This window comes from Pseudomonas sp. Pse35 (assembly GCF_024519715.1).
GTDB classification, from domain to species: domain Bacteria; phylum Pseudomonadota; class Gammaproteobacteria; order Pseudomonadales; family Pseudomonadaceae; genus Aquipseudomonas; species Aquipseudomonas paracarnis.
Genome location: NZ_JALJRP010000024.1, coordinates 1 through 22,928 on the forward strand (window position 1 = coordinate 1; position 22,928 = coordinate 22,928).

Genomic DNA, 22,928 nt, shown 5'->3' on the forward strand with positions numbered 1-22,928 from the left:
AGGCTCGGTGTGCCCGTAATCCGCCAGTGATTTGGGGGGCCGCCGCCACGCGCCATCCATGGCGCGGGGCGGCTAAACCGGCATCCCTGCCGGTTTACCCCCCAAATCCCTGTCGAATTCCGGCCAGCGTGGTTTAACGGGGCGCCTGAGATCAAGATCACAAGCAGATCAAAAGCAAGATCAAGAGCGGCTCGCTTCGCATCGTGGTTACGGTGTTGGTGCCTATGCCGCGATGGCGTGAGTCAGTCAGTCAGTCAGTCAGTCAGAAATAGAGTGACTGGCCCACCGCATTCGCGGGCAAGCCCGCTCCCACAGGTTTGACTGGCGTGTGGCCCTATTTATGCGTTTAGCCGTACTTGTTTTTCCAGCTCAAGCTTCAAGCCTGGTTCAAGTTTCAGTTGGCGTGCCAGTTCGTCCAGGTAGGCTTTTTCCATGAAGTTTTCTTCGTCCACCAGCAGCACGCTGGCGATGTACATTTCGGCGGCCATTTCCGGGGTGCTGGCGGCGCGGGCAACGTCGGTTGGGTCCAGGGGCTTGTTGAGTTCGGCGTGCAGCCAGTGTTGCAGCTCGTGGTCGTTGTCCAGCTTGGTAAATTCGCCTTCGATCAAGGCGCGCTCGCGCTCATCCACATGCCCATCAGCCTTGGCCGCGGCCACCAGTGCCTTGAGAATGCCCTGGCTGTGTTGCTCCACCTGGTCAGCCGGCAGGCGGTCGATGGTTTGCGGCTCGCCTTGGGGCGCGCTGGCCTGCTGGGCTTGCCAGTTGCCGTAAGCCTTGTAGGCAATCACACCCAGTGCGGCCAAGCCGCCGTAGGTGAGCGCCTTGCCGCCGAATTTGCGGGCTTTCTTATTGCCCAGCAGCAAGCCCATGGCCCCCGCCGCCAGGGCGCCGCCGCCGGCACCGCCGAGCATGCTGCCGAGCCCGCCACCGCTGAGCAAGCCGCCGAGGGCGCCCTTGTCATTGGATTTGCGTTGGCCGCCGGCCTTGTTTTGCAACATGTCCTGGCCAGACTTGAGCAACTGATCGAGCAATCCACGGGTATTCATTCGTAGCCTCCAGACACTTGGGTTCGTAGGACCAATAGGCCTCCAGCGTAAAACTAAGTGCCAAAAAGCCGCGATCTAGAGTGCTTCCAGATGTAACGTCCTCCTGCGATGCTGGAAATGTCTTGTTGCACATGCAACGCCATCATCCCGCCATCAATCAATTTGCCTTGTTCATCGAACCGCTTAAGCTATCCGGCGTCTGTTTATTGTCCGTTGCGTTTGGCCGAAGGCATGTCCGAACCGTTATTTCTGATCCGATACGTGCCAGGAACGGCGCGGGATTTGCTCACGACAGGTTGTCTCTATGCACCGCAGGAATTTGCTCAAAGCATCCATGGCCATTGCGGCTTACACCGGTTTGTCGGCCAGTGGCCTGCTGGCCGCGCAGGCCTGGGCCGGGAATCGGGCTGCCGATGGCAAGGCCGTGGCGTTCGATTTCGAATCGCTCAAGGCCCAGGCCAAGCAATTGGCCACCCGTGGCTACCAGGACACTAAGCAGGTGCTGCCGCCGACCCTGGCCACCATGACCCCGCAGAATTTCAACGCCATCGGCTATGACCGTAACCATTCGCTGTGGAAGGAGTTGAACGGCCAACTGGACGTGCAGTTCTTCCACGTCGGCATGGGCTTCAAGACGCCGGTGCGTATGCACAGCGTCGACCCAAAGACCCGTGAAGCCCGCGAAGTGCATTTTCGCCCTTCACTGTTCAACTATGAAAAAACCACGGTGGACACCCAGCAACTGACCGGGGACCTGGGTTTCTCCGGCTTCAAGCTGTTCAAGGCGCCGGAGTTGGACCGCCATGACGTGCTGTCGTTTCTCGGCGCCAGCTACTTCCGTGCGGTGGATTCCACCGGCCAGTACGGCCTCTCGGCGCGTGGCCTGGCGATTGATACCTACGCGAAAAAACGCGAGGAATTCCCCGATTTCACGCAGTTCTGGTTCGAAACTCCGGACAAGAACGCCACGCGCTTTGTGGTCTACGCCCTGCTCGACTCGCCAAGCGCCACCGGCGCCTACCGCTTCGATATCGACTGCCAGGCCAACCAAGTGGTGATGGCGATCGACGCGCACATCAATGCGCGCACCGCCATCGAGCAACTGGGCATCGCGCCCATGACCAGTATGTTCAGCTGCGGCACCCATGAGCGCCGCATGTGCGACACCATCCACCCGCAAATCCACGACTCGGACCGCCTGGCCATGTGGCGCGGCAACGGCGAGTGGATCTGCCGGCCCCTGAACAACCCGGCCAAGCTGCAATTCAACGCGTTCGCCGACACCAACCCCAAAGGCTTCGGCCTGGTGCAGACCGACCATGAGTTCGCCAGCTACCAGGACACCGTCGACTGGTACAGCAAACGCCCAAGCCTGTGGGTTGAACCGACCACGGCCTGGGGCGAAGGCTCCATCGACTTGCTGGAAATCCCCACCACTGGCGAAACCCTGGACAATATCGTGGCCTTCTGGACCCCGAAAAAGCCCGTGGCCGCGGGTGATTCGCTCAACTACGGCTACAAGCTGTACTGGAGCGCACTGCCGCCGGTGAGCACGCCGCTGGCACAGGTCGACGCGACCCGTTCGGGCATGGGCGGCTTTACCGAAGGCTGGGCACCCGGCGAGCATTATCCGAAGGTATGGGCGCGGCGTTTCGCCGTAGACTTCAAGGGCGGTGGCCTGGATCGCCTGCCAGCGGGCACCGGCATCGAGCCGGTGGTGACTTGTTCCCATGGTGAGGTGAAGGATTTCAGCGTGCTGGTGCTGGATAACATCAAGGGCTATCGCATCCTGTTCGACTGGTACCCCACCAGCGACAGCGTGGAACCCGTCGAATTGCGCCTGTTTATACGAACCCAGGACCGCACCCTGAGTGAAACCTGGCTGTATCAGTACTTCCCGCCAGCACCGGAGCAGCGCAAGTACACCTGAAACTAACCGCCTGATCATTCCCACGCCGCAGCGTGGGAATGATCACAGGTGGCTTAGAACCGCGACACGCTTTTCATCGCACCAATCAGATACCGCATCGCCACCTGATCGCTCTCGGTCAGCGCCCGGTATTGCACCAGCAACTCCATCTCATCTGAACTCAACCTTCGACCCCGCAAGGACATCCGACGGCTCAGAAAAGACGCCACCGCACCCGCTACGCCATAGGACTTGGCCATGGACCGCTACTCCTGATATCAGTCAAACACTCCTGGTGCCCATTTCCAAACTCCCGGGAAGCGCAACGGCTTCGCGGACCAACCGCCTGTCTCCCTGGGCCAGGAGTCGGGCTTACCCTTAGCGTAGAAACTATCTCATCATTCGTGGGATTTTTTTAGAGTATTAACTTAAAAAATAACGGCGGTAATAAAAACCTACAGCCATTACTCACGCAGGGGTCGATACAGGTGAATGTCTAGCGGTTCTTGCGCATAAAGCTCAGCGTGGGGTTGCTGCAACAGACGGCAACCATGGCGCAGGTAAAAGTCCACAGTGTTACGCGACTCCGTCGCCGAGATATAGAGCGCTTGGGCCCCCACTTGCCGGCCGTGCTCGCAAGCCAGCGCCAACAACCGCCCGCCCAGGCCAGAACCGCGGGCACTGTGGCTGACATGCAGGAATTTCAGCTGCCGCATCAGCAGGCCCTGGTGATGGAACGGCCGATTGTCCACCACCACTGCGGCAACCAGCACCTGGCCGTCGAATACGCCCCATAACCACCCGCCGCGCTGGAGGCAGGCACGCAGCGCCACCGCATCCTGTTCAGCCTCGCCTTCGGGCCAGCCGTGCATGTCATGATGTGTGGCATACAACACCAGTTCGCCGCAGTCCATGCGATAGCACGCCGGGATCAGCTCCGTACGATCGATGGTTGCCAGCAAAGGGATATCGTCTTCGGTTAACGCGCGTTCCACCAGCATAAGCTTCTCCTGCTTAACAACCGCCAAGGATCAGCCTTCCTATAAACGCGAGCAAGAAAAAACCCACCGTATCAGGGTGGGTTTGGCACAGAGGTAAGTAGGGTCAATCCCGCAGATCCGACTCATGGATCGGCTGGTCCCGATGGGTTGCCCGCTGGTACTGCGCCGGCCAGATGGCTTTGCGTCCGCCGAGGTCATCGTCGGCATGCAACGGCCAGTACGGGTCGCGCAGCAGTTCACGGGCCAGAAAAATAATGTCAGCCTGGCAGGTACGCAGGATGTGCTCGGCCTGGGCCGGTTCGGTAATCATGCCGACCGTGCCGGTGGCGATGCCCGATTCCTTTCGCACGCGCTCGGCGAAGCGCGTCTGGTAGCCGGGGCCGGTGGGAATCTCGGCATTGGCGGCGGTACCACCGGACGACACGTCGATCAGATCCACCCCGAGGTCTTTCAGGCGGCGCGCCAATTCCACGGTCTCATCCGGGTTCCAGCCGTCTTCCACCCAATCGGTGGCCGACACGCGTACAAACAGCGGCAACTCCTCAGGCCACACGGCGCGCACGGCCTTGGTGACTTCCAGCACGAGGCGAATGCGGTTTTCGAAGGAGCCGCCGTAGTGGTCCTGACGCTGGTTGCTGATCGGCGAGAGAAACTGGTGCAGCAGGTACCCGTGGGCGGCATGGATTTCCACCACCTCAAAGCCTGCGGTCAAGGCGCGCCTGGCGGCGGCGACAAAGTCGGCGATTACTTGCTGGATCTGTGCTTCGTCCAGTGGCTTGGGCTGGGTGTGATTGGGGTCAAAGGCAATCGGCGAGGGCCCCACCGGCACCCAGCCGCCCTCCTCCGGCTTGACGCTGCCGTGTTTGCCGATCCATGGCCGGTGGGTGCTGGCCTTGCGCCCGGCGTGGGCCAATTGAATACCCGCCACCGCGCCCTGGGCCGCGATAAAACGGGTGATGCGCCGCAATGGTTCGATCTGGGTGTCGTTCCACAGGCCCAGGTCCTGGGCGGTGATACGGCCATCGGCGGTCACCGCCGTGGCCTCGGTAAAAATCAGCCCGGCGCCACCTACGGCCCGGCTGCCGAGGTGCACCAGGTGCCAGTCATTGGCCAGGCCATCGTCGCTGGAGTATTGGCACATGGGTGAAACCGCGATGCGGTTTAGCAGGGTCAATTGGCGCAGGGTATAAGGTTCGAGCAGCTGACTCATGGCGCACCTCTTCTGGGTTCTGTGGGCACTGTTCAACAGTGCATAGAGCCTAGTCGACAACCATCGTTTGCACAGGGTTCAGAAAGGAAAGCGGGAGCCGATTGCCGACTCCCGGTAGGCAGCGCCTTACATCTCGACCTGGGTGCCCAGCTCGATCACACGGTTGACCGGCAGTTTGAAGAACCGCAGGTTGCCGTTGGCGTTTTTCAACATGAAGGCAAACAACACTTCACGCCAACGGGCCATGCCTTTGATGCGCGAGGCAATTACCGTTTCACGGCTGAGGAAGTAGGTGGTGCGCATCGGGCTGAAGTCCAGGTCATCCAGATGGCACAGTTTCAGCGCTTCAGGCACGTCCGGTTCATCGGTGAACCCGAAGTGCAGGATCACCCGGAAGAAGCCTTCGCCATAGGCATCCACCTCGAAGCGTCGCGCCGCAGGCACCCGTGGAATGTCTTCGTAGACCACGGTCAACAGCACCACCTGCTCATGCAGCACCTGGTTATGCAGCAGGTTGTGCAACAGCGCATGGGGCACGGCGTCGGGCCGCGCGGTGAGGAACACCGCCGTGCCCTGAACGCGATGGGGCGGCTGTACGCGGATACTGCTGATAAAGATCGGCAACGGCAGGCCACCCTCGTCGAGACGGCCGACCAGCAATTGCTTGCCGCGCTTCCAGGTGGTCATCAGCACGAACAGCACGATCCCCGCCAGTACCGGGAAGGCGCCGCCCTGGAGGATCTTCGGCGCGTTGGCGGCGAAGAACAGGCCATCCACCAACAGGCAGCAGAGCAACAGCGGCACGGCCAGCACCGGTGGCCATTTCCACAGCAGCAGCATCACCGCTGATACCAGGATGGTGGTCATCAGCATGGTGCCGGTCACCGCCACACCGTAGGCCGAGGCCAGAGCGCCGGAGGATTCGAAACCCAGCACCAGCAGGATCACGCCGACCATCAACGACCAGTTCACTGCACCGATGTAGATCTGGCCCTGTTCGGCACTGGAGGTGTGCTGGATATGCATGCGCGGGATGTAACCCAGCTGGATTGCCTGGCGGGTCAACGAGAACGCGCCGGAAATCACCGCCTGGGAAGCAATCACCGTGGCCATGGTGGACAAGCCCACCAACGGGACCAGTGCCCAGCTCGGCGCCAGCAGGTAGAACGGGTTGCGCGCCGCTTCCGGATCGCCCAGCAGCATCGCGCCCTGGCCAAAATAGTTCAGCACCAGCGCCGGCAGCACCAGCAGGAACCAGGCGCGGGCGATGGGTTTGCGGCCGAAGTGGCCCATGTCGGCGTACAACGCTTCAGCGCCGGTCAATGCCAGCACCACCGCGCCGAGGATCGCCACGCCAATACCGGGGTGAACCATGAAGAAGCGCACGCCCCATGCCGGATTCAGCGCATTGAGCACTTCGGGCTGCTGCAGGATGCCGTACACCCCCAGGCCGCCCAATACCAGGAACCAGGTAACCATCACAGGGCCAAACAGCTTGCCGATGCGGTCGGTGCCGTGTTTCTGGATCAGGAACAGTGCCACCAGCACCACCAGGGCAATGGGCACTACCCATTTTTCCAGGCCGTCGAACGCCAGTTCCAAGCCTTCGATGGCCGACAACACCGAAATTGCCGGGGTGATCATACTGTCGCCGTAGAACAACGCCGCGCCACACAGGCCACACACCACCAGGAAACTGCGCAATTTCGTGTGCTTCCCGGCAGCTCGCCGGGCCAACGCGGTGAGGGCCATGATGCCGCCCTCGCCCTGGTTGTCGGCACGCAGCACGAACAATACGTACTTGATCGACACCACCCAGATCAGCGACCAGAAGATCAGCGCCAGGATCCCCAAGACACCGTCATGGTTGACCTGCACCCCATAACCGCCGTTGAACACCTCTTTAAGGGTGTAGAGCGGGCTGGTCCCGATATCACCATAAACCACCCCGACCGCCGCCACCAGCATGCCAATCGGCTTGGCTTTTGAATGCTCGGCACCTGCTGCCTGACTACTTGCCTGACCCATCAACCACTCCTGCCCTTTGACCTGAGGTCTTTTATAAACAGCGCTTCTAAGCTGACCCTAGCATGCGCTGTTTTACTTCTCGTAACAGACGTTTTATTGACCCAAGGGCTTTACCCGTGCGCAACGGCGCGAAGCATAGCGCAGCACTCGTCGTATTTCCCCGTTCAAGTGAACGGGGTGTCGTTTTAGGCAATCAGTCATAGCGGGCACAGCAGCACTTTGGCGCCTTTTTGCCTTCATTGATCACATTTACGGCCAACCGTATATTCCTGGCCCGGCTCAGTCGTGCTGCGTGGGTGGTGTGAGCAGGAGCGCCTTGGCCGGATTACCTGATCAGTCATTCGTGCATTCGCATGGCGCGCAGTCGATATAAAAACTCAACTATCGGACTGTCTCTTTTAAGGTACACTCCTCATGTACGAAGTGAAACACGTACTGTCAATCAACGGCGTGGATATCTACCAGGCTTGGCTGGATACAGTGCAGGACACGCGTTCGAAAGCAAGAATCACCACCAGAGTGGATCGGGCGTCCCTTGGTCACTTTGGCGTTACCGAGCCAGTGGGTGATGGGGTCTTTGAGATGAAGCTCGACTTCGGCCCGGGGTTTCGCGCGTATTACGCAGTCCAGGATCGAAAAATCATTTTTCTATTGGGCGGTGGTTCGAAGGCCAGACAGCAGAACGATATCGATCAGGCCAAGGCTCTCTGGAAATCTTACAAGGTGCAGCAAAAATGACCATTCGTACCCGCCCGCACGAAGATAGCGTTCTGGAAATGCTTCGCAACGACGAGGCATTTGCCCTCGAATATTTATCTGTCACGCTTGAGGAAATAGATGAAGCCGGTGGCGAGGACGCTTTCCTTGTCGCTATCCGTCGAGTGGCGGAAGCTCGTGGTGGGATGCTCAGCTTGTCGCAGAACACAGGACTCAATCGAGCAAACCTCTACAGGTCCATCGGCGTCGGCGGTGATCCTAAGCTCTCCACTTTGCTCAAAGTCCTCCAGGCGTTAGGTGTGGGCATGTCTAAAGTGGTATCGCACCGAACAGAACAAGACGTCCAGGCTTAAGCGCGCGCCAGTAGCTATGGGGATTACCCGGCGCAGCACTCGTCGTATTTCCCTGCATAAAGCTGGTCAAGTGCGCTGCCCGCCGATAGAATTGCGCACTTTTTGATCAGAGGCGCACCAAGCGCCCATCCGTTGCCTTGTCGTGCACGACCGGCAGCGTCATTCAATACCGAGGTTAGACATGTCCACCACCATCGCAAAAGCCAACCCTAAGGTTGGCTTTGTTTCCCTGGGTTGCCCGAAGGCGCTTGTCGACTCCGAGCGCATCCTCACGCAATTGCGTATGGAAGGCTACGACGTCGTGTCCACTTACCAGGACGCCGATGTGGTGGTGGTCAACACCTGCGGCTTCATCGACTCGGCCAAGGCCGAATCCCTGGAAGTGATCGGCGAAGCCATCAAGGAAAATGGCAAGGTCATCGTGACCGGCTGCATGGGTGTGGAAGAAGGCAATATCCGTAACGTGCACCCGAGTGTGCTGGCGGTGACCGGCCCGCAGCAGTACGAGCAAGTGGTCAACGCTGTGCACGAGGTGGTGCCGCCACGCCAGGATCACAATCCGCTGATCGACCTGGTGCCGCCTCAAGGCATCAAGCTGACCCCGCGTCACTACGCGTACCTGAAGATTTCCGAAGGCTGCAACCACAGCTGCAGCTTCTGCATCATTCCGTCGATGCGCGGCAAACTGGTAAGTCGCCCGGTGGGTGATGTGCTCGACGAGGCCCAGCGCCTGGTCAAGTCTGGCGTCAAGGAGCTGCTGGTGATCTCCCAGGACACCAGCGCCTACGGCGTCGATGTGAAATACCGCACCGGTTTCTGGAACGGCGCGCCGGTGAAAACCCGCATGACCGAGCTGTGCGAAGCCCTCAGCAGCCTGGGCGTGTGGGTGCGCCTGCACTATGTTTACCCGTACCCGCACGTGGACGAGTTGATCCCGTTGATGGCCGCCGGCAAGATCCTGCCGTACCTGGACATCCCGTTCCAGCACGCCAGCCCGAAAGTGCTCAAGGCGATGAAACGCCCGGCGTTTGAAGACAAGACCCTGGCACGCATCAAGAACTGGCGCGAGATCTGCCCGGAGCTGATCATCCGCTCCACCTTCATCGTCGGTTTCCCCGGCGAGACCGAGGAAGACTTCCAGTACCTGTTGGACTGGCTGACCGAAGCGCAGCTAGACCGCGTCGGTTGCTTCCAGTACTCGCCGGTGGAAGGTGCACCGGCCAACCTGCTGGACTTGGCCGTGGTACCGGACGACGTCAAGCAAGACCGTTGGGAGCGCTTCATGGCGCACCAGCAGGCCATCAGCTCGGCACGCCTGCAACTGCGCATCGGCAAGGAAATCGAAGTGCTGATCGATGAAGTCGACGAGCAAGGCGCGGTAGGTCGTTGCTTCTTCGACGCCCCAGAAATCGACGGTAACGTATTTATCGACGATGCCAGCGGCCTGAAGCCGGGTGACAAAGTCTGGTGCACCGTGACCGACGCCGACGAGTACGACTTGTGGGCTGAAAAGCGCGACTGATCGCACGGTGATAAAAAAGCCTCGCCTCTGAGAAGATGCGGGGCTTTTTTAGGTCTATCGTATTGTCCATCAACCCCGAATACAGCAAGGGACAGCGGGCATGCGTCAGCATTCGGTTATTCACACACCTAAAACCAGCGACTACGCACGCCTGGTGCAGATCTGGGAGGACTCGGTACGCGCCACCCACGACTTCCTCCCGGACAGCTATATCGACATGTTGAAAAACCTGGTGCTGAGCCGCTATCTCGATGCGGTCATGCTGATCTGCACCAAGGACGTGCGCCAGCACATTACCGGCTTCGCCGGGGTGTCGGCGGGCAAGGTGGAAATGCTGTTTATCGACCCGCGCTACCGTGGCCAGGGGCTGGGCCGGCAATTGCTGGGCTACGCGATCGAACACATGAACGCCGATGAACTGGACGTCAACGAACAGAACCCCCAGGCCCTGGGTTTTTACCTCAAGCAAGGCTTCGAGGTGATCGGGCGAACGGACCATGATGGGCTTGGGCAGCCTTATCCGTTGTTGCACCTGCGTCTGCGCCAGCAGCAACAGGCCCGTAATGCCTGAACTGTGGGAGCTGGCTTGCCTGCGAAGGCGTCGGGTCAGTCTACCCATCCGGTGCTGGTATACCGCCATCGCAGGCAAGCCAGCTCCCACATTTAACCCGTGTTGTGTCAGTTAAGTAATTGTTATGGCCCATGTGCTGAAATGGGGCCGGGATTAACCGGCGCCAGGCAGGTACAATAGTGGCCCCCTTTTGTTACGGCCCTTGTCATGACTGACCCCATACGCCTCTCCAAACGCCTTATCGAACTGGTCGGTTGCTCCCGTCGGGAGGCTGAGTTGTTTATCGAAGGCGGCTGGGTCTCGGTGGACGGCGAAGTGATCGACGAGCCGCAGTTCAAGGTCACTGACGAGAAGGTCGAGCTGGACCCGGAAGCTAAAGCCACCGCGCCAGAGCCGGTGACCATCCTGATGCACGCCCCCGCAGGCATGGATGCTGAAACCGCCATGGCCTCGATCAGCGCCGAAACCCTTTCTGAAGAGCACCGCTTCGGCAAGCGCCCGCTCAAGGGGCACTTTCTGCGCCTGAGCGCCAGCGCCGACCTGCAAGCCAAGGCCAGTGGCCTGCTAGTGTTCACCCAAGACTGGAAGATTCTGCGCAAGTTGACCGCCGATGCCGCCAAGATCGAGCAGGAATACGTGGTGGAAGTCGAAGGCGACATGGTTGCCCACGGCCTTAACCGCTTGAACCACGGCCTGACCTACAAAGGCAAAGAGCTGCCTGCCGTCAAAGCCAGCTGGCAGAACGAGAACCGCCTGCGCTTTGCGATGAAAAACCCGCAACCCGGCGTGATCGCGCTGTTCTGCGAAGCCGTTGGCCTGAAAGTCATCGCCATCCGCCGCATCCGCATCGGCGGCGTGTCCATTGGCAAGGTGCCAGTGGGCCAATGGCGTTACCTGTCCGGCAAAGAAAAGTTTTAAGCCGTTCCCTTTTCCCGACACCGCCTGATTCCGGCGGTGTCATCAGTTGAATACCAGGATTGCCCATCATGATTCACAACGACGTACTGCGCAGCGTGCGCTACATGCTCGACATCAGCGACAACAAGATGGTCGAGATCATCAAGCTCGGCGGCATGGACGTGACCAAGGAAGACCTGCTGACCTACCTCAAGAAAGATGAGGAAGAAGGCTTCGTGTTCTGCCCGGATGAAGTCATGGCTCACTTCCTCGATGGCTTGGTGATTTTCAAGCGCGGCAAGGACGAAAGCCGCCCGCCGCAGCCGATCGAAACCCCGGTGACCAACAACATCATCCTGAAAAAGCTGCGCGTGGCCTTCGAACTGAAGGAAGACGACATGCATGCAATCCTCAAGGCGGCGGAGTTCCCGGTGTCCAAGCCAGAGCTGAGCGCGCTGTTCCGCAAGTTTGGTCATACCAACTACCGCACCTGTGGCGATCAGTTGCTGCGCAACTTCCTCAAGGGCCTGACCTTGCGGGTCCGTGCCTAAGCCATGAGTTACCAGGTCTCGCCCGTCGGCTTCGTACGCTCCTGTTTCAAGGAGAAGTTCGCCATCCCGCGCCAACCGCAACTGGCACCGGCTGCCCGTGGCGTGCTGGAGCTGGTGGCGCCGTTCGACCAGGGTGAGGCGGTGCAGGGGCTGGAGCAGGTCAGCCATGTGTGGCTGCTGTTTCTGTTTCATCAGGCCCTGGAAGACAAGCCACGCCTGAAAGTGCGCCCGCCACGCCTGGGCGGCAATACGTCCATGGGCGTGTTTGCCACCCGCGCAACCCATCGCCCCAATGGCATCGGCCAGTCGGTGGTGAAGCTGGACAAGGTGGAACCGGGGCGCCTGTGGATTTCCGGCATAGATTTGCTCGATGGCACGCCGGTGTTGGATATCAAGCCGTATGTGCCTTATGCCGATATCGTGGATGCCGCCACCAACGACATCGCCAGCGATGCGCCCGCGCTGATCGGCGTGCAATGGCTCAAGGCTGCACTGCAACAGGCGCAAGGCCATGCACAGCGCCTTGGTGAACCGTTGGTGGAGCTGATTGAACAGTGCCTGGCACAGGACCCGCGGCCGGCGTATCAGGTTCCGACGTCGGAACGCGAATACGGTGTGCGGTTCTGGGATGTGGATGTGCGCTGGCACTACCCGGAGCCGGGGATGATTTGTGTGCTGGAAGTGGTTTCGGCGCAGTAATTCGCAGAAACGCAAAAGCCCGCGCTGCCTTCACAGGCAACGCGGGCTTTTCTTTGCAACGCATTCGACTGTAGGAGCGAGCTTGCTCGCGAAAAACGAGCAGGCACCGCGTTCAGTCAAGATGCCAGCGTTATCGTTGGCGTTCTTCGCGAGCAAGCTCGCTCCTACAAGTGACCCGAAGTCACTTCTCGACGAACGCACGCTCGATCAGGTAGTCACCCGGCTCACGCATCCGTGGCGAAACCTTGAGGCCAAAGCTGTTCAACACTTCGCTGGTCTCGTCCAACATGCTTGGGCTGCCGCACAGCATGGCGCGGTCGTCCTCGGGATTGATTGGCGGCAGGCCGATGTCGCTGAACAGCTTGCCGCTGCGCATCAGGTCGGTCAGGCGGCCTTCGTTTTCGAACGGCTCGCGGGTCACGGTCGGGTAGTAGATCAACTTGTCACGCAGGGCCTCACCGAAGAACTCGTTCTGCGGCAGGTGCTCGGTGATGAATTCGCGGTAGGCGACTTCGTTGACGTAGCGCACGCCGTGGCACAGGATCACTTTTTCGAAACGCTCATAGGTCTCCGGGTCCTGGATCACGCTCATGAATGGAGCGAGGCCAGTACCGGTGCTGAGCAGGTACAGGTGTTTGCCCGGCTTCAAATCGTCAAGCACCAGAGTGCCCGTCGGTTTTTTGCTGATGATGATCTCGTCGCCTTCCTTCAAATGCTGCAATTGGGAAGTCAGCGGGCCATCGGGCACCTTGATGCTGAAGAACTCCAGATGCTCTTCCCAGTTCGGGCTGGCAATGGAGTAAGCGCGCATGAGCGGGCGGCCGTTGGGTTGTTGCAGGCCGATCATCACGAACTGACCGTTCTCGAAGCGCAGGCCCGGATCGCGGGTGCACTTGAAGCTGAACAGAGTGTCGTTCCAGTGATGAACACTGAGGACACGCTCGTGGTTCATGTTGCTCATGTACGGGGGACTCCTGGAAATGGGTCTGCGCCAAAGGTATGGATGCGCAATTGCACAGCATTCTAATGGCGGCGACAATATCTGTTAACTGGATTATTAAGATAAGGGTTATCGGTTATATCGATATGCGATTTACTCTCCGTCAACTGCAAGTTTTCGTCGCCGTCGCCCAGCAGGAAAGCGTCTCGCGCGCTGCTGGCCTTCTGGCCTTATCTCAATCCGCCGCCAGCACCTCGATTACCGAGCTGGAGCGTCAATCCAGCTGCCAATTATTCGATCGCGCCGGCAAACGCCTGAGCCTCAACGCCCTCGGCCATCAGTTGCTACCCCAAGCGGTGGCGCTGCTGGACCAGGCCAAGGAGATAGAAGACCTGCTCAACGGCAAATCCGGCTTCGGCTCCCTGGCAGTCGGCGCCACCCTGACCATCGGCAATTACCTGGCGACGCTACTGATTGGCAGCTTTATGCAGCAACACCCCGAGAGCCAGGTAAAGCTGCACGTGCAGAACACTGCCCATATCGTGCATCAGGTTGCCCACTACGAAATTGACCTGGGTCTAATCGAAGGCGACTGCAGCCACCCGGATATCGAGGTGCAGACGTGGGTAGAAGATGAGCTGGTGGTGTTCTGTGCGCCCCAGCATCATTTGGCCAAGCGTGGCGTGGCCACCATGGACGAGTTGACCCACGAAGCGTGGATCCTGCGAGAACAAGGCTCGGGCACGCGCCTGACCTTCGACCAGGCTATGCGTCACCACCGTAGCGCACTGAATATCCGCCTGGAGTTGGAACACACCGAGGCAATCAAGCGAGCTGTGGAGTCAGGCTTGGGGATTGGCTGCATTTCGCGGCTGGCGCTGCGTGATGCCTTCCGCCGTGGCAGCCTGGTGCCGGTAGAAACCCCGGACCTGGACCTGGCCCGGCAGTTCTACTTCATCTGGCACAAGCAGAAGTACCAGACCTCGGCGATGCGCGAGTTTCTCGAACTATGCCGCGCTTTCACCGCTGGGGTGCAGCGCAGCGACGAGATCGTACTGCCGAGTATCGCGTGATCCTCAGATCAGGATCACCGCCCATACCAGGGTGATCATGGTCAGTGCCACGAATTGCGCGGCGCTGCCCATGTCCTTGGCGTTTTTTGACAGCGGGTGGCGGTCCAGGGAAATACGGTCAATGGCCGCTTCTACCGCTGAGTTGAGCAATTCGACGATCAGCGCCAACAAACACACTGCAATCAGCAGCGCCCGTTCAACCCGGCTGACCTGCAGGAAAAAGCTCAAGGGGATCAGGATGACGTTCAGCAACACCAACTGGCGGAATGCCGCCTCGCCAGTGAAAGCCGCACGCAGGCCATCCAGGGAATAGCCCCCTGCGTTGAAGATACGTTTGATACCGGTTTGACCCTTGAAAGGCGACATAGATGTAGGCAACTGAACCAAAGAAGTGGGGAAGCTAGATCACGCAAAGTCAAAAAAGCGTGAAGCGGCTGTAACTTAATGTTGCGAGATTGACTCAAGTTGCTGCAAAAGCAACGCCGCCTGAGTGCGCGTACGCACGCCCAACTTACGGAAAATCGCCGTAACGTGGGCCTTGATGGTCGCTTCCGACACACTCAACTCGTAGGCAATCTGCTTGTTCAACAAACCTTCGCAAACCATGGTCAATACCCGGAACTGCTGGGGCGTCAAGCTGGCCAGTCCATCGCGGGCAGCCTTGGCTTCGTCGGACACATTGATTTCTTCAAACGCCTGGGGTGGCCAGGACACATCGCCGTCCAACACCGTGCGCACGGCTTTCTGGATATCTTCCATCGCGCTGGACTTGGGAATGAAACCGCTGGCGCCAAACTCCTTGGAGCGCACCACCACGTCGGCTTCTTCCTGGGCCGACACCATCACCACGGGGATCTGCGGGTATTGGCCACGCAGCAGCACCAGCCCTGAAAAACCGTAGGCGCCCGGCATGTTCAGGTCGAGCAACACCAGGTCCCAGTCGGATTTTTCAGTCAGGCGGGCTTCCAGTTCGGCAATGCTGGCTACTTCGACCAAACGTACATCGGGGCCAAGGCCCAGGGTTACGGCCTGATGCAGTGCGCTGCGAAACAGCGGGTGGTCATCGGCAATCAGGATTTCGTATGTGGCCATTGGTTAAATGATCCTGTTTTTTATGGGAGCCCTGATGGGTTCAGGGTTCACCAATACACGAGGCGACGGCCGGGCAGCGATCGCCACAGGGCCCGCTCAACGTCAAAAACACATGAAACGACGTCGATAATTCACGGTTGCGCCCAATCGGCGCACAGCATGCCCAGCGTAGCCTGGAGGGTCAAGCACTACGCCCGTGGGGATTTTAGCGGGTTGCGGGCTTACAGTGCCATCATGCAAACGTCGTCTGGCTATACCGCCGGGATGTAGGGTGCAAGGCGGGTATGCACGGTGTCTGCCGCATCCAGTGGCAGTTGGAACTTGGCAGCCAGGTAATGGGTGCTGAACACATCGAGGTAGGCATCCAGCACTTCGCTGGCGGCCCGGTCATCGGCCAGTTCCAGGCATAGCGCCGCCACCTCGGCCGTGCAGAAATGGTCATCGCGCTTGGAGCGCCGTAGCTTGTAACGCGACAACTGCTCGGGCGCCAGGCTCAGCACCGGCAAATGTTCCAGATAGGGACTTTTGCGAAACATCTTGCGCGCTTCGCTCCAGGTGCCGTCCAGCAGGATGAACAGTGGGCGCTTGCCCTCCTCCACGCGCACTTCACTCACCACCCGTTGCGGCGCCACGAATTCACCGGGAAATACGATGTAGGGTTGCCACTGCGGGTCGGCCAGCAACCTGAGCAACTCGGGGTCGACTTCGGTACGCGACCAGGCGAATGCGGTGGTGTCGTGTATGACATCGGCGATCAGCCAGCCCGTGTTACTGGGCTTCATCGGTTCAACGTCATGCATCAATAGGCACATGGCGGACTTGGCTTCTACCTGAGGCCGCCAGGCACACAGGCAGTACTCAGGAATGACCCGACAGCCGGGACAGCGCTCAGCACGGGAACCCCGATTGAGAAACGGCCTGACGGCACGCGCCAGACGCTGGGTACGCAAACGGGAGACGGCGTGACTCATCGGGCACGCGGCGCAGTAGAAGAAATCGACACGGAACAAACTCGTGAAAAACAGAAGTCCCGCAGTTTACCAGCGATACGCCTGGCTGTAGTGGCAAGGGCTCACCTATAATTGCGCGCCACTGAACGCACAGCCCAGTGGCTGGTCTATGCACCAGTAACCGAATCAGGAGAGTTTCATGCTGCGTTCCATGCTGCGCCTTGTTGCCCCATCCGTCGCCCTTGCGCTGGTCTTGCCTATGGGCGCCCACGCGGCCTCGCTGCTGGAGGCTCAAATGAACAAGAAGCTGCAAAGCGTCGCGGCCGAAAGCAACAAGGACCTGCCCCGGGAAATCGATGAAAAAACCCTGGAAGTCGCCTACACCGTTGAAGGGATGCAACTGATCGATCACCTCAGCGTGCTGCCTGACCGTGCCGAACAGATGCGCGCCAACCCCAAGGCTGTGTATTTCCAGCTGGGCCGCAGTGTGTGCACCAACCCGGGCTACCGCGAGCTGATGGCCAAGGGCGCGGTGATGCGCTACGAAATCACCGAGAACAAGACCAATCGGCCGGTGGCTTCGGTCAAGTTCGCAGAGGCCGATTGCCCGGCTCCGGCGAAAAAGAAAAAGTAACCCCTGCTTGACCCTCCCGCGCTGCTTCCCAGCGGCGCGCACGCTTCCTCTGCGTTTGCCACCAACGACTAAACTGCGTAATGAACCCCCAATAAGCGGTTGCCAGCCAAGGGTTTTTCGGCCCATGATCAGTTCATCCCAGATGCCCGCCCACCACAGTTTTTAATGCTGTTCTGTCATATTTTCAGGGCAAAAAAAGGCCTGCCCTCTTGCGGCATGCCGCGACACAAGCAGTGTCGTGGCCCAGGCGACGTTCTCGTCGACTACCCAGGCCCTGTAAAGAAGGAGAAATTGAATGCCTTATGAATCGAATGATTTGCTGCTTCGTCATTTTGAAGAAAACGGGACCGACCTCACTCAGCAGGTCGACGCACAAATTCAGTTGATCGCCCCCAACAGCCCGAATATCCCTCTTTATCGAGACATGATCCTCACCGTCCTGCGCATGGCCCAGGACGACCGTGATCGCTGGAACGCCAAGATCACCCTGCGTGCCATCCGTGAACTGGACCATGCCTTTCGGGTGCTCGAACAATTCAAGGGCCGGCGCAAAGTCACGGTATTCGGCTCGGCGCGTACGCCAGTGGAAAGCCCGCTGTATGCGCTGGCCCGAGAGGTGGGTGCGACGTTAGCACGTTCCGACCTGATGGTCATCACCGGTGGCGGTGGCGGGATCATGGCCGCAGCCCACGAAGGCGCGGGCCTGGAGCACAGCCTGGGGTTCAATATCACCCTGCCCTTTGAACAGCATGCCAACCCAACCATTGATGGCACCGACAACCTGCTGTCATTCCACTTCTTCTTTACCCGTAAGCTGTTCTTCGTCAAAGAAGCCGACGCGCTGGTGTTGTGCCCTGGCGGCTTCGGCACCCTCGACGAGGCATTGGAAGTGCTGACCCTGATCCAGACCGGCAAGAGCCCGCTGGTGCCGGTAGTGCTACTGGATGCGCCGGGCGGTGGATTCTGGCAAGGCGCCCTGGATTTCATCCGCAGCCAGCTGGAAGCCAATCGCTACATCCTGCCCACCGACCTCAAACTGGTCCGCCTGGTCTACAGCGCCGAAGAGGCGGTGGACGAAATCAACCAGTTCTACGCCAACTTCCACTCCACCCGTTGGCTTAAGCGTGAGTTTGTGGTGCGCATGAATCATCCACTGAGTGACCGCGCCCTGGCCCATATGCAGCAAGCGTTTGCCAGCCTGCGGCTCAGTGGCGAGTTCCAGCAACTCGCCTATACGGGCGAAGACCATGACGAACCGAGGTTCAGCCATTTGACGCGTTTGGTGTTCAATTTCAACGGTCGCGATCAGGGGCGATTGCGGGAGTTGGTGGATTACATCAACCTGCCGGAGAACTGGGCACAGGCCCAGGGCAAGGCACAGCAACGGATGACACCAGAAACAGCGTGATTTTTTGCAAAAAAAAAGGCCCACTATTTTCATAGCGGGCCTTTTGTTTTTTGCTCAGTCGTCCATATCCCGACCGCTCAATAAGCGGCTGATCATGTCCATCGAAAACCCGCGATAACTCAAGAAGCGACCTTGCTTCGCACGCTCCTTGGCATCAATAGGAAGATGCCCAGCAAACTTGCGACGCCAGGTTTCCTCCAACTGCGACTGCCAACTGATACCGCACTCACGTAGTGCAAGTTCAATATCGGCACGTTGCAGTCCACGCTGGCTCAACTCTTCGCGAATCCGCGCAGGTCCATAACCGGAGCGTGCGCGGTAAGACACAAAGCTTTCGAGGTAACGGGCTTCCGACAACAGCCCTTCTTCCGTCAACCGGTCGAGGGCTGTTTCGATCATCTCAGGCTCTGCGCCGCGCTGACGCAACTTACGTGTCAGTTCGACTCGACCATGCTCGCGGCGAGCGAGCAGGTCCATCGCAGTGCGCCGAACGGCGACGAGTGTATCCAGTACAACAGTCATCGCTTGCTTCAGACGTCAGTATCGGCTTCTTCCATTTCATCTACCGGCTCGCGGTTGGCAGCCGCCTTCACGTCCGGCGCTGCGGTCAACAGCTTGTCGCGGATCTGCTTCTCAAGCGTGGCAGCGATATCCGGGTTATCCGCCAGGAACTTGGCCGAGTTGGCCTTGCCCTGACCGATCTTGCTGCCGTTGTAGGCATACCAAGCACCGGACTTCTCGACGAAACCGTGCAGTACGCCCAGGTCGATCATCTCGCCGTTCAGGTAGATACCCTTACCGTAGAGAATCTGGAACTCAGCCTGACGGAATGGCGGCGCCACTTTGTTCTTCACGACCTTGACGCGGGTTTCGCTACCAACAACCTCGTCACCTTCCTTCACCGCGCCAGTACGGCGGATATCCAGACGGACCGAAGCGTAGAACTTCAGCGCGTTACCACCGGTGGTGGTTTCCGGGCTGCCGAACATCACGCCGATCTTCATACGGATCTGGTTGATGAAGATCACCAGGCAGTTGGCGTTCTTGATGTTACCGGTAATTTTACGCAGCGCCTGGGACATCAGGCGGGCTTGCAGGCCCACGTGCATGTCGCCCATTTCGCCTTCGATTTCAGCCTTGGGTACCAGGGCAGCCACGGAGTCGACCACGATCACGTCGATGGCGTTGGAGCGCACCAGCATGTCGGTGATTTCCAGGGCTTGCTCGCCGGTGTCCGGCTGGGAAACCAGCAGGTCATCAACGTTGACGCCCAGCTTGCCGGCGTATTCAGGATCCAGGGCGTGCTCGGCGTCGACGAACGCACAGGTGGCGCCCATTTTCTGCGCCTGGGCAATCACCGACAGGGTCAGGGTGGTTTTACCGGAAGATTCAGGACCGTAGATTTCAACGATACGGCCTTTTGGCAGGCCGCCAATGCCGAGCGCGATGTCCAGACCCAGAGAGCCAGTGGAAATAGCCGGGATCGCCTGACGGTCGTGATCGCCCATACGCATTACGGCACCCTTGCCGAATTGACGTTCGATCTGACCCAGGGCCGCAGCCAAGGCTTTCTTCTTGTTGTCGTCCATTAAAGTCCTCACGTAATCAATAAGGCCTGACGGCCAACACCTGTATAAGTAGACAGTATTGTTCCACAAAGATCCAAGATCGCCTACCCCTGATTGTCTATTTCTGCTGCAGCTCGTCGCAACAAGCCCTCCAGCGCGGCTTTTACCGTTTGTCGGCGGACCTCGTCGCGGTTGCCGGGGAAGTGCGCAAGCTCGGCGGTCACCTCTTCGCCCACGGTAAAAGCCAGCCAAACGGTGCCCACCGGCTTGTCCGGCGAACCGCCATCGGGGCCGGCAACACCGCTGACCGCCACGGCAAACCGCGCCAGGCTTTTTTCCTGCGCGCCGCGGGCCATCGCCTCCACCACTTCCTGGCTGACGGCCCCGACTTTGGCGAACAGTTTTTCCGGTACATTCAACTGCCGGGTCTTCTGTCGGTTGGAATAAGTGACATAGCCCGCCTCGAACCAGGCCGAACTGCCCGGGATCCGCGTGATGGCTTCGGCGATGCCGCCGCCGGTACAGGACTCGGCAGTGGTGACGTGGGCACTGAGCACCTGCAAACGGCGCCCCAGTTCGGCAGCCAGTTGAGTGATTTCCTTCACGGTCGTCTCCAGGAATGGGCGGGGGTTTGCCTACCCTACAGGAGCCCATCGACCATGCAAGGTACAGAGTGCATCAAGACGCTAATGCGCGACGGCCTGCACGTAGGCCTGGCAAGCACGCAAGGCGATCAGGGCGTTATCGCCGTCGTCGGTGATGCGGATAATTCGCTGAGCATGCGCCGGGTCAAGTCGGGCTCGCGAGGTTGCATGAACCACGCCGCCGGGGCTGGGGGCGGCAGGCACTGTGCAGCCAGTGGTGACGGTGGCGAGAAGGACTGACAGCCGCACATCAGCAGTGGCCAGGCGATCGCGCAGAGCCGCTTGATTACGCAGGGCATCGTTCAATTCCTGAATGTGTTGGTGATCGCTAGTAGAGATTTGCTGTTCAAGGGCCAGGCGTTTGGCCTGTTCAGCCTGTTGTTGCTGAAGAATTGCCTGGCTTTGTTGGCTGAGCGCCTGTGTATGTCGGACCGATTGCAGCTCCAACTGCGCCCCGTATCGCCACGCCTGCACCTGCCAAACAAGCGCCATGAGCAGGCACACACCGACCAAGCGAAACGCACCTAGGAAACGCATAGCACCGCCTTCGCTCGCACCCACAACCGCAAACGATCGTCCAGACCGTTGAGCCCACCGTTGATACGGCGAGTGATGGTGGTGAACTGGTCTTTGTCGGCGAGCTCATTGAGGCCGTTGCTTTGCCAGAACCAGGCGGCAGATTCGCAGGCCCACTGTGGCTGCTCCAGCAATTTTGGTTGTCGCAGCAGACGATCGTCACCAAACAGAGCTTGGCTGCACGCCATGTAATTACGGCGCCCGGTGATCTGGATCAGCCCCCTGCCCCGATACATTTGCCCATCACCGTCCGCCTCAGGGGTGTTGCCCAGCCGCGCGGCCAAGCTGCCGGTGTCGTACTTGCTCAGGTATTGATCGCTACCCAATTCGCGCACGTACTGTAACTGGGCAGACTCGTGACCGATTTGGGCGAGGAAGGCGGCGGCGCGACGGGCCGTATTGATCTGATGCCCCGCAAAGGCCGCATTTAGAAAGGTTAAAAAAATGCCCGCGCGAAGGCGGGCTCCAGGCATTACACCCAGAAGCTGAGCATGTGTGATTACCATGGGTTTTACTCTAAGGAAGGATCTACACCGACAAACCGCTGGCCTGGACCGTACTCCGATAGCCACCTTTTCGCTCGCCCCTGGATTTCACCGTTTTAATCGACCAGCGCCCTTGCATGAACCCCGGCCACGACTCATCCAGCAGCAACAGGCCTTCAGCAGCCAACGAAGGATTACCCGGGCAGACCACATCGATCTGCAACCCTTCGCGCCCCACCCGCCGCATCTCTCCCTGCGCCGCCGAGCGTGCTTCGTCCTCGCTCTGGTATCGCGGTGTCACCATTTTGAAGGGTGCGATGCCCACCTTGACGACACGCTGTTTTCCGGCTGCCGCGTCCCACCATGACGTTTGCGCACCGTTGTATTTGGCACGGCTGGTCTCGGTGAAACTGGCGCCGATGAACGCGCGGTCACCTGGACGATTGTCATGGGTGATCGACAACCGTACATCCGGCAATGCCTTGCCCGACAGCGTCTTGATCTGGCCTTTGCGCCCCAGTACATACAGCTCATCGACAGGCTTGGCCACCGCATCGAAGCGCTTGGCCAAGCGCGTCAGAAAGGCCATGTCGCTTTCATTGGTCTGATCGATGTGCGCGATCGGCTCACTGTCGAGTTCAGGCGCCACACGCGGTGAAAAACCATATCGGGTGGTCAGTTGGCGAAACAGCGCACCCAGGGTTATCGGCCCATGGCTGGCGGTGCGGCGCTGTTTGAATTCGTGCTCGTCGAACGGTGCCGCCGTGGCCACCAGCACCAGTCGCAATGGGAACATCGACGGCGTGCGCTGGGTGATCTTGAACACGCCCTTATCCACCAGGCCCGATTCCAGATAGCCAATACGCAGGCCAATTTTGCCGCCCAGATCGGGCAGCCCTTCAAGCCCCTCGATATCGAGGGTCAACTTCAGTTGATCAGATACAAACCCCGCTGCGTCGGTATGCTCCCACTCCAAGAGCCTCTCGTTGAATAACGCGGCATTGGCTCCGTATAGCTCCACTACAGGTGTAAATCCGAGTGCCATGATGGCTCC

26 protein-coding genes are annotated in these 22,928 nt (G+C 59.4%); 11 read left to right on the forward strand and 15 right to left on the reverse strand.

What is annotated here, in order from left to right:
* Positions 1 to 338: 338 nt before the first annotated feature.
* Positions 339 to 1,046, reverse strand: coding sequence for a tellurite resistance TerB family protein (locus OC445_RS19250; RefSeq protein WP_198791162.1), 708 nt, complete (start codon positions 1,044 to 1,046; stop codon positions 339 to 341).
* Positions 1,047 to 1,350: 304 nt separating this feature from the next.
* Between OC445_RS19250 and OC445_RS19255 the strand changes: the two genes are divergently transcribed.
* Positions 1,351 to 2,976: a glucan biosynthesis protein D gene (locus OC445_RS19255; RefSeq protein ID WP_054897106.1), complete on the forward strand. Its 1,626-nt coding sequence runs from the start codon at positions 1,351 to 1,353 to the stop codon at positions 2,974 to 2,976.
* A 53-nt stretch (positions 2,977 to 3,029) separates the two neighbouring features.
* On the opposite strand, the gene OC445_RS19260 is transcribed toward OC445_RS19255, so the two are convergent.
* From OC445_RS19260 to OC445_RS19275, 4 genes are all read right to left on the reverse strand, one after another.
* On the reverse strand, positions 3,030 to 3,215 hold the full coding sequence (locus OC445_RS19260) for a hypothetical protein (RefSeq protein ID WP_014717190.1): 186 nt from the start codon (positions 3,213 to 3,215) through the stop codon (positions 3,030 to 3,032).
* Positions 3,216 to 3,419: 204 nt separating this feature from the next.
* The gene (locus tag OC445_RS19265; protein WP_197900801.1) at positions 3,420 to 3,956 is read right to left on the reverse strand and encodes a GNAT family N-acetyltransferase; all 537 of its coding nucleotides are present in this window, start codon (positions 3,954 to 3,956) and stop codon (positions 3,420 to 3,422) included.
* Positions 3,957 to 4,059: 103 nt separating this feature from the next.
* Positions 4,060 to 5,166 (reverse strand): NADH:flavin oxidoreductase/NADH oxidase, encoded by a 1,107-nt coding sequence (locus tag OC445_RS19270; protein ID WP_034126499.1) that lies wholly within the window; start codon positions 5,164 to 5,166, stop codon positions 4,060 to 4,062.
* 126 nt (positions 5,167 to 5,292) lie between these two features.
* Positions 5,293 to 7,194, reverse strand: a complete 1,902-nt coding sequence (locus tag OC445_RS19275) for a potassium transporter Kup (RefSeq protein WP_014717187.1) — start codon at positions 7,192 to 7,194, stop codon at positions 5,293 to 5,295.
* Between the two features lie 414 nt (positions 7,195 to 7,608).
* On the opposite strand from OC445_RS19275, the gene OC445_RS19280 reads away from it, so the two are divergent.
* From OC445_RS19280 to tsaA, 7 genes are all read left to right on the forward strand, one after another.
* On the forward strand, positions 7,609 to 7,932 hold the full coding sequence (locus OC445_RS19280) for a type II toxin-antitoxin system RelE/ParE family toxin (RefSeq protein ID WP_198791163.1): 324 nt from the start codon (positions 7,609 to 7,611) through the stop codon (positions 7,930 to 7,932).
* Entirely contained in the window at positions 7,929 to 8,264 is a 336-nt protein-coding gene (locus OC445_RS19285; protein WP_262020287.1) for an addiction module antidote protein, read from the forward strand. Before OC445_RS19280 ends, OC445_RS19285 begins: the two co-directional genes overlap by 4 nt.
* Before the next feature lie 181 nt (positions 8,265 to 8,445).
* Entirely contained in the window at positions 8,446 to 9,786 is a 1,341-nt protein-coding gene (rimO, locus tag OC445_RS19290; RefSeq protein WP_003231334.1) for a 30S ribosomal protein S12 methylthiotransferase RimO, read from the forward strand.
* A gap of 100 nt (positions 9,787 to 9,886) precedes the next feature.
* On the forward strand, positions 9,887 to 10,357 hold the full coding sequence (locus tag OC445_RS19295) for a GNAT family N-acetyltransferase (RefSeq protein ID WP_072447648.1): 471 nt from the start codon (positions 9,887 to 9,889) through the stop codon (positions 10,355 to 10,357).
* 207 nt (positions 10,358 to 10,564) lie between these two features.
* Positions 10,565 to 11,275 carry an rRNA pseudouridine synthase gene (locus OC445_RS19300; RefSeq protein ID WP_014717183.1) on the forward strand — a complete coding sequence of 237 codons (711 nt, stop codon included), beginning with the start codon at positions 10,565 to 10,567 and terminating at the stop codon, positions 11,273 to 11,275.
* A 68-nt stretch (positions 11,276 to 11,343) separates the two neighbouring features.
* Positions 11,344 to 11,805 (forward strand): DUF1456 family protein, encoded by a 462-nt coding sequence (locus tag OC445_RS19305; RefSeq protein WP_005785469.1) that lies wholly within the window; start codon positions 11,344 to 11,346, stop codon positions 11,803 to 11,805.
* 3 nt (positions 11,806 to 11,808) lie between these two features.
* Positions 11,809 to 12,504 (forward strand): tRNA (N6-threonylcarbamoyladenosine(37)-N6)-methyltransferase TrmO, encoded by a 696-nt coding sequence (tsaA, locus tag OC445_RS19310; RefSeq protein ID WP_054917804.1) that lies wholly within the window; start codon positions 11,809 to 11,811, stop codon positions 12,502 to 12,504.
* A gap of 181 nt (positions 12,505 to 12,685) precedes the next feature.
* Here tsaA and fpr read toward each other — a convergent pair whose 3' ends face one another.
* Positions 12,686 to 13,465 carry a ferredoxin-NADP reductase gene (fpr, locus tag OC445_RS19315; RefSeq protein ID WP_003189055.1) on the reverse strand — a complete coding sequence of 260 codons (780 nt, stop codon included), beginning with the start codon at positions 13,463 to 13,465 and terminating at the stop codon, positions 12,686 to 12,688.
* Between the two features lie 125 nt (positions 13,466 to 13,590).
* Between fpr and OC445_RS19320 the strand changes: the two genes are divergently transcribed.
* Complete coding sequence (locus tag OC445_RS19320; protein ID WP_003189054.1) at positions 13,591 to 14,517, forward strand: LysR family transcriptional regulator; 927 nt, start codon at positions 13,591 to 13,593, stop codon at positions 14,515 to 14,517.
* 3 nt (positions 14,518 to 14,520) lie between these two features.
* On the opposite strand, the gene OC445_RS19325 is transcribed toward OC445_RS19320, so the two are convergent.
* The 3 genes from OC445_RS19325 to OC445_RS19335 form a co-directional block, all read right to left on the reverse strand.
* On the reverse strand, positions 14,521 to 14,883 hold the full coding sequence (locus OC445_RS19325; RefSeq protein ID WP_003189051.1) for a diacylglycerol kinase: 363 nt from the start codon (positions 14,881 to 14,883) through the stop codon (positions 14,521 to 14,523).
* Positions 14,884 to 14,958: 75 nt separating this feature from the next.
* Complete coding sequence (gene erdR, locus OC445_RS19330; protein ID WP_003189050.1) at positions 14,959 to 15,609, reverse strand: response regulator transcription factor ErdR; 651 nt, start codon at positions 15,607 to 15,609, stop codon at positions 14,959 to 14,961.
* A 251-nt stretch (positions 15,610 to 15,860) separates the two neighbouring features.
* A complete protein-coding gene (locus OC445_RS19335; RefSeq protein ID WP_198791400.1) occupies positions 15,861 to 16,580 on the reverse strand; it encodes a tRNA-uridine aminocarboxypropyltransferase in 720 nt (239 codons plus the stop codon).
* Positions 16,581 to 16,758: 178 nt separating this feature from the next.
* Here OC445_RS19335 and OC445_RS19340 point away from each other — a divergent pair, with 178 nt between their 5' ends.
* Together OC445_RS19340 and OC445_RS19345 are read left to right on the forward strand one after the other, a co-directional pair.
* The gene (locus tag OC445_RS19340) at positions 16,759 to 17,193 is read left to right on the forward strand and encodes a PA3611 family quorum-sensing-regulated virulence factor (RefSeq protein WP_034126491.1); all 435 of its coding nucleotides are present in this window, start codon (positions 16,759 to 16,761) and stop codon (positions 17,191 to 17,193) included.
* A 295-nt stretch (positions 17,194 to 17,488) separates the two neighbouring features.
* Complete coding sequence (locus OC445_RS19345; protein ID WP_089041293.1) at positions 17,489 to 18,601, forward strand: TIGR00730 family Rossman fold protein; 1,113 nt, start codon at positions 17,489 to 17,491, stop codon at positions 18,599 to 18,601.
* Positions 18,602 to 18,655: 54 nt separating this feature from the next.
* On the opposite strand, the gene recX is transcribed toward OC445_RS19345, so the two are convergent.
* The 6 genes from recX to OC445_RS19375 form a co-directional block, all read right to left on the reverse strand.
* Positions 18,656 to 19,123, reverse strand: a complete 468-nt coding sequence (gene recX / locus OC445_RS19350) for a recombination regulator RecX (protein ID WP_198791399.1) — start codon at positions 19,121 to 19,123, stop codon at positions 18,656 to 18,658.
* A gap of 8 nt (positions 19,124 to 19,131) precedes the next feature.
* On the reverse strand, positions 19,132 to 20,190 hold the full coding sequence (gene recA, locus OC445_RS19355; protein WP_014717176.1) for a recombinase RecA: 1,059 nt from the start codon (positions 20,188 to 20,190) through the stop codon (positions 19,132 to 19,134).
* Between the two features lie 83 nt (positions 20,191 to 20,273).
* Positions 20,274 to 20,774 (reverse strand): CinA family protein, encoded by a 501-nt coding sequence (locus tag OC445_RS19360; RefSeq protein ID WP_262020288.1) that lies wholly within the window; start codon positions 20,772 to 20,774, stop codon positions 20,274 to 20,276.
* 81 nt (positions 20,775 to 20,855) lie between these two features.
* Positions 20,856 to 21,350: a lysis system i-spanin subunit Rz gene (locus tag OC445_RS19365; RefSeq protein WP_034126487.1), complete on the reverse strand. Its 495-nt coding sequence runs from the start codon at positions 21,348 to 21,350 to the stop codon at positions 20,856 to 20,858.
* Positions 21,338 to 21,895 (reverse strand): glycoside hydrolase family 19 protein, encoded by a 558-nt coding sequence (locus OC445_RS19370; RefSeq protein ID WP_054897097.1) that lies wholly within the window; start codon positions 21,893 to 21,895, stop codon positions 21,338 to 21,340. The genes OC445_RS19365 and OC445_RS19370 overlap by 13 nt, the downstream gene beginning before the upstream one ends.
* 22 nt (positions 21,896 to 21,917) lie before the next feature.
* Entirely contained in the window at positions 21,918 to 22,919 is a 1,002-nt protein-coding gene (locus tag OC445_RS19375) for a contractile injection system protein, VgrG/Pvc8 family (RefSeq protein WP_054897096.1), read from the reverse strand.
* Positions 22,920 to 22,928: the final 9 nt, after the last annotated feature.

Excerpts from the sequence above, each read along its gene's own strand:
- OC445_RS19285 (WP_262020287.1), top strand. The coding sequence starts at position 7,929 with ATGACCATTCGTACCCGCCCGCACGAAGATAGCGTTCTGGAAATGCTT.
- tsaA (WP_054917804.1), top strand. The coding sequence starts at position 11,809 with ATGAGTTACCAGGTCTCGCCCGTCGGCTTCGTACGCTCCTGTTTCAAG.
- recA (WP_014717176.1), bottom strand. The coding sequence starts at position 20,190 with ATGGACGACAACAAGAAGAAAGCCTTGGCTGCGGCCCTGGGTCAGATC.
- OC445_RS19300 (WP_014717183.1), top strand. The coding sequence starts at position 10,565 with ATGACTGACCCCATACGCCTCTCCAAACGCCTTATCGAACTGGTCGGT.
- OC445_RS19340 (WP_034126491.1), top strand. The coding sequence starts at position 16,759 with ATGCTGCGTTCCATGCTGCGCCTTGTTGCCCCATCCGTCGCCCTTGCG.
- OC445_RS19260 (WP_014717190.1), bottom strand. The coding sequence starts at position 3,215 with ATGGCCAAGTCCTATGGCGTAGCGGGTGCGGTGGCGTCTTTTCTGAGC.
- OC445_RS19255 (WP_054897106.1), top strand. The coding sequence starts at position 1,351 with ATGCACCGCAGGAATTTGCTCAAAGCATCCATGGCCATTGCGGCTTAC.
- OC445_RS19295 (WP_072447648.1), top strand. The coding sequence starts at position 9,887 with ATGCGTCAGCATTCGGTTATTCACACACCTAAAACCAGCGACTACGCA.
- OC445_RS19275 (WP_014717187.1), bottom strand. The coding sequence starts at position 7,194 with ATGGGTCAGGCAAGTAGTCAGGCAGCAGGTGCCGAGCATTCAAAAGCC.
- OC445_RS19320 (WP_003189054.1), top strand. The coding sequence starts at position 13,591 with ATGCGATTTACTCTCCGTCAACTGCAAGTTTTCGTCGCCGTCGCCCAG.
- OC445_RS19265 (WP_197900801.1), bottom strand. The coding sequence starts at position 3,956 with ATGCTGGTGGAACGCGCGTTAACCGAAGACGATATCCCTTTGCTGGCA.
- OC445_RS19335 (WP_198791400.1), bottom strand. The coding sequence starts at position 16,580 with ATGAGTCACGCCGTCTCCCGTTTGCGTACCCAGCGTCTGGCGCGTGCC.
- OC445_RS19280 (WP_198791163.1), top strand. The coding sequence starts at position 7,609 with ATGTACGAAGTGAAACACGTACTGTCAATCAACGGCGTGGATATCTAC.
- OC445_RS19370 (WP_054897097.1), bottom strand. The coding sequence starts at position 21,895 with ATGGTAATCACACATGCTCAGCTTCTGGGTGTAATGCCTGGAGCCCGC.
- OC445_RS19270 (WP_034126499.1), bottom strand. The coding sequence starts at position 5,166 with ATGAGTCAGCTGCTCGAACCTTATACCCTGCGCCAATTGACCCTGCTA.
- OC445_RS19325 (WP_003189051.1), bottom strand. The coding sequence starts at position 14,883 with ATGTCGCCTTTCAAGGGTCAAACCGGTATCAAACGTATCTTCAACGCA.
- OC445_RS19250 (WP_198791162.1), bottom strand. The coding sequence starts at position 1,046 with ATGAATACCCGTGGATTGCTCGATCAGTTGCTCAAGTCTGGCCAGGAC.
- recX (WP_198791399.1), bottom strand. The coding sequence starts at position 19,123 with ATGACTGTTGTACTGGATACACTCGTCGCCGTTCGGCGCACTGCGATG.
- OC445_RS19305 (WP_005785469.1), top strand. The coding sequence starts at position 11,344 with ATGATTCACAACGACGTACTGCGCAGCGTGCGCTACATGCTCGACATC.
- OC445_RS19345 (WP_089041293.1), top strand. The coding sequence starts at position 17,489 with ATGCCTTATGAATCGAATGATTTGCTGCTTCGTCATTTTGAAGAAAAC.
- erdR (WP_003189050.1), bottom strand. The coding sequence starts at position 15,609 with ATGGCCACATACGAAATCCTGATTGCCGATGACCACCCGCTGTTTCGC.
- OC445_RS19375 (WP_054897096.1), bottom strand. The coding sequence starts at position 22,919 with ATGGCACTCGGATTTACACCTGTAGTGGAGCTATACGGAGCCAATGCC.
- rimO (WP_003231334.1), top strand. The coding sequence starts at position 8,446 with ATGTCCACCACCATCGCAAAAGCCAACCCTAAGGTTGGCTTTGTTTCC.
- fpr (WP_003189055.1), bottom strand. The coding sequence starts at position 13,465 with ATGAGCAACATGAACCACGAGCGTGTCCTCAGTGTTCATCACTGGAAC.
- OC445_RS19365 (WP_034126487.1), bottom strand. The coding sequence starts at position 21,350 with ATGCGTTTCCTAGGTGCGTTTCGCTTGGTCGGTGTGTGCCTGCTCATG.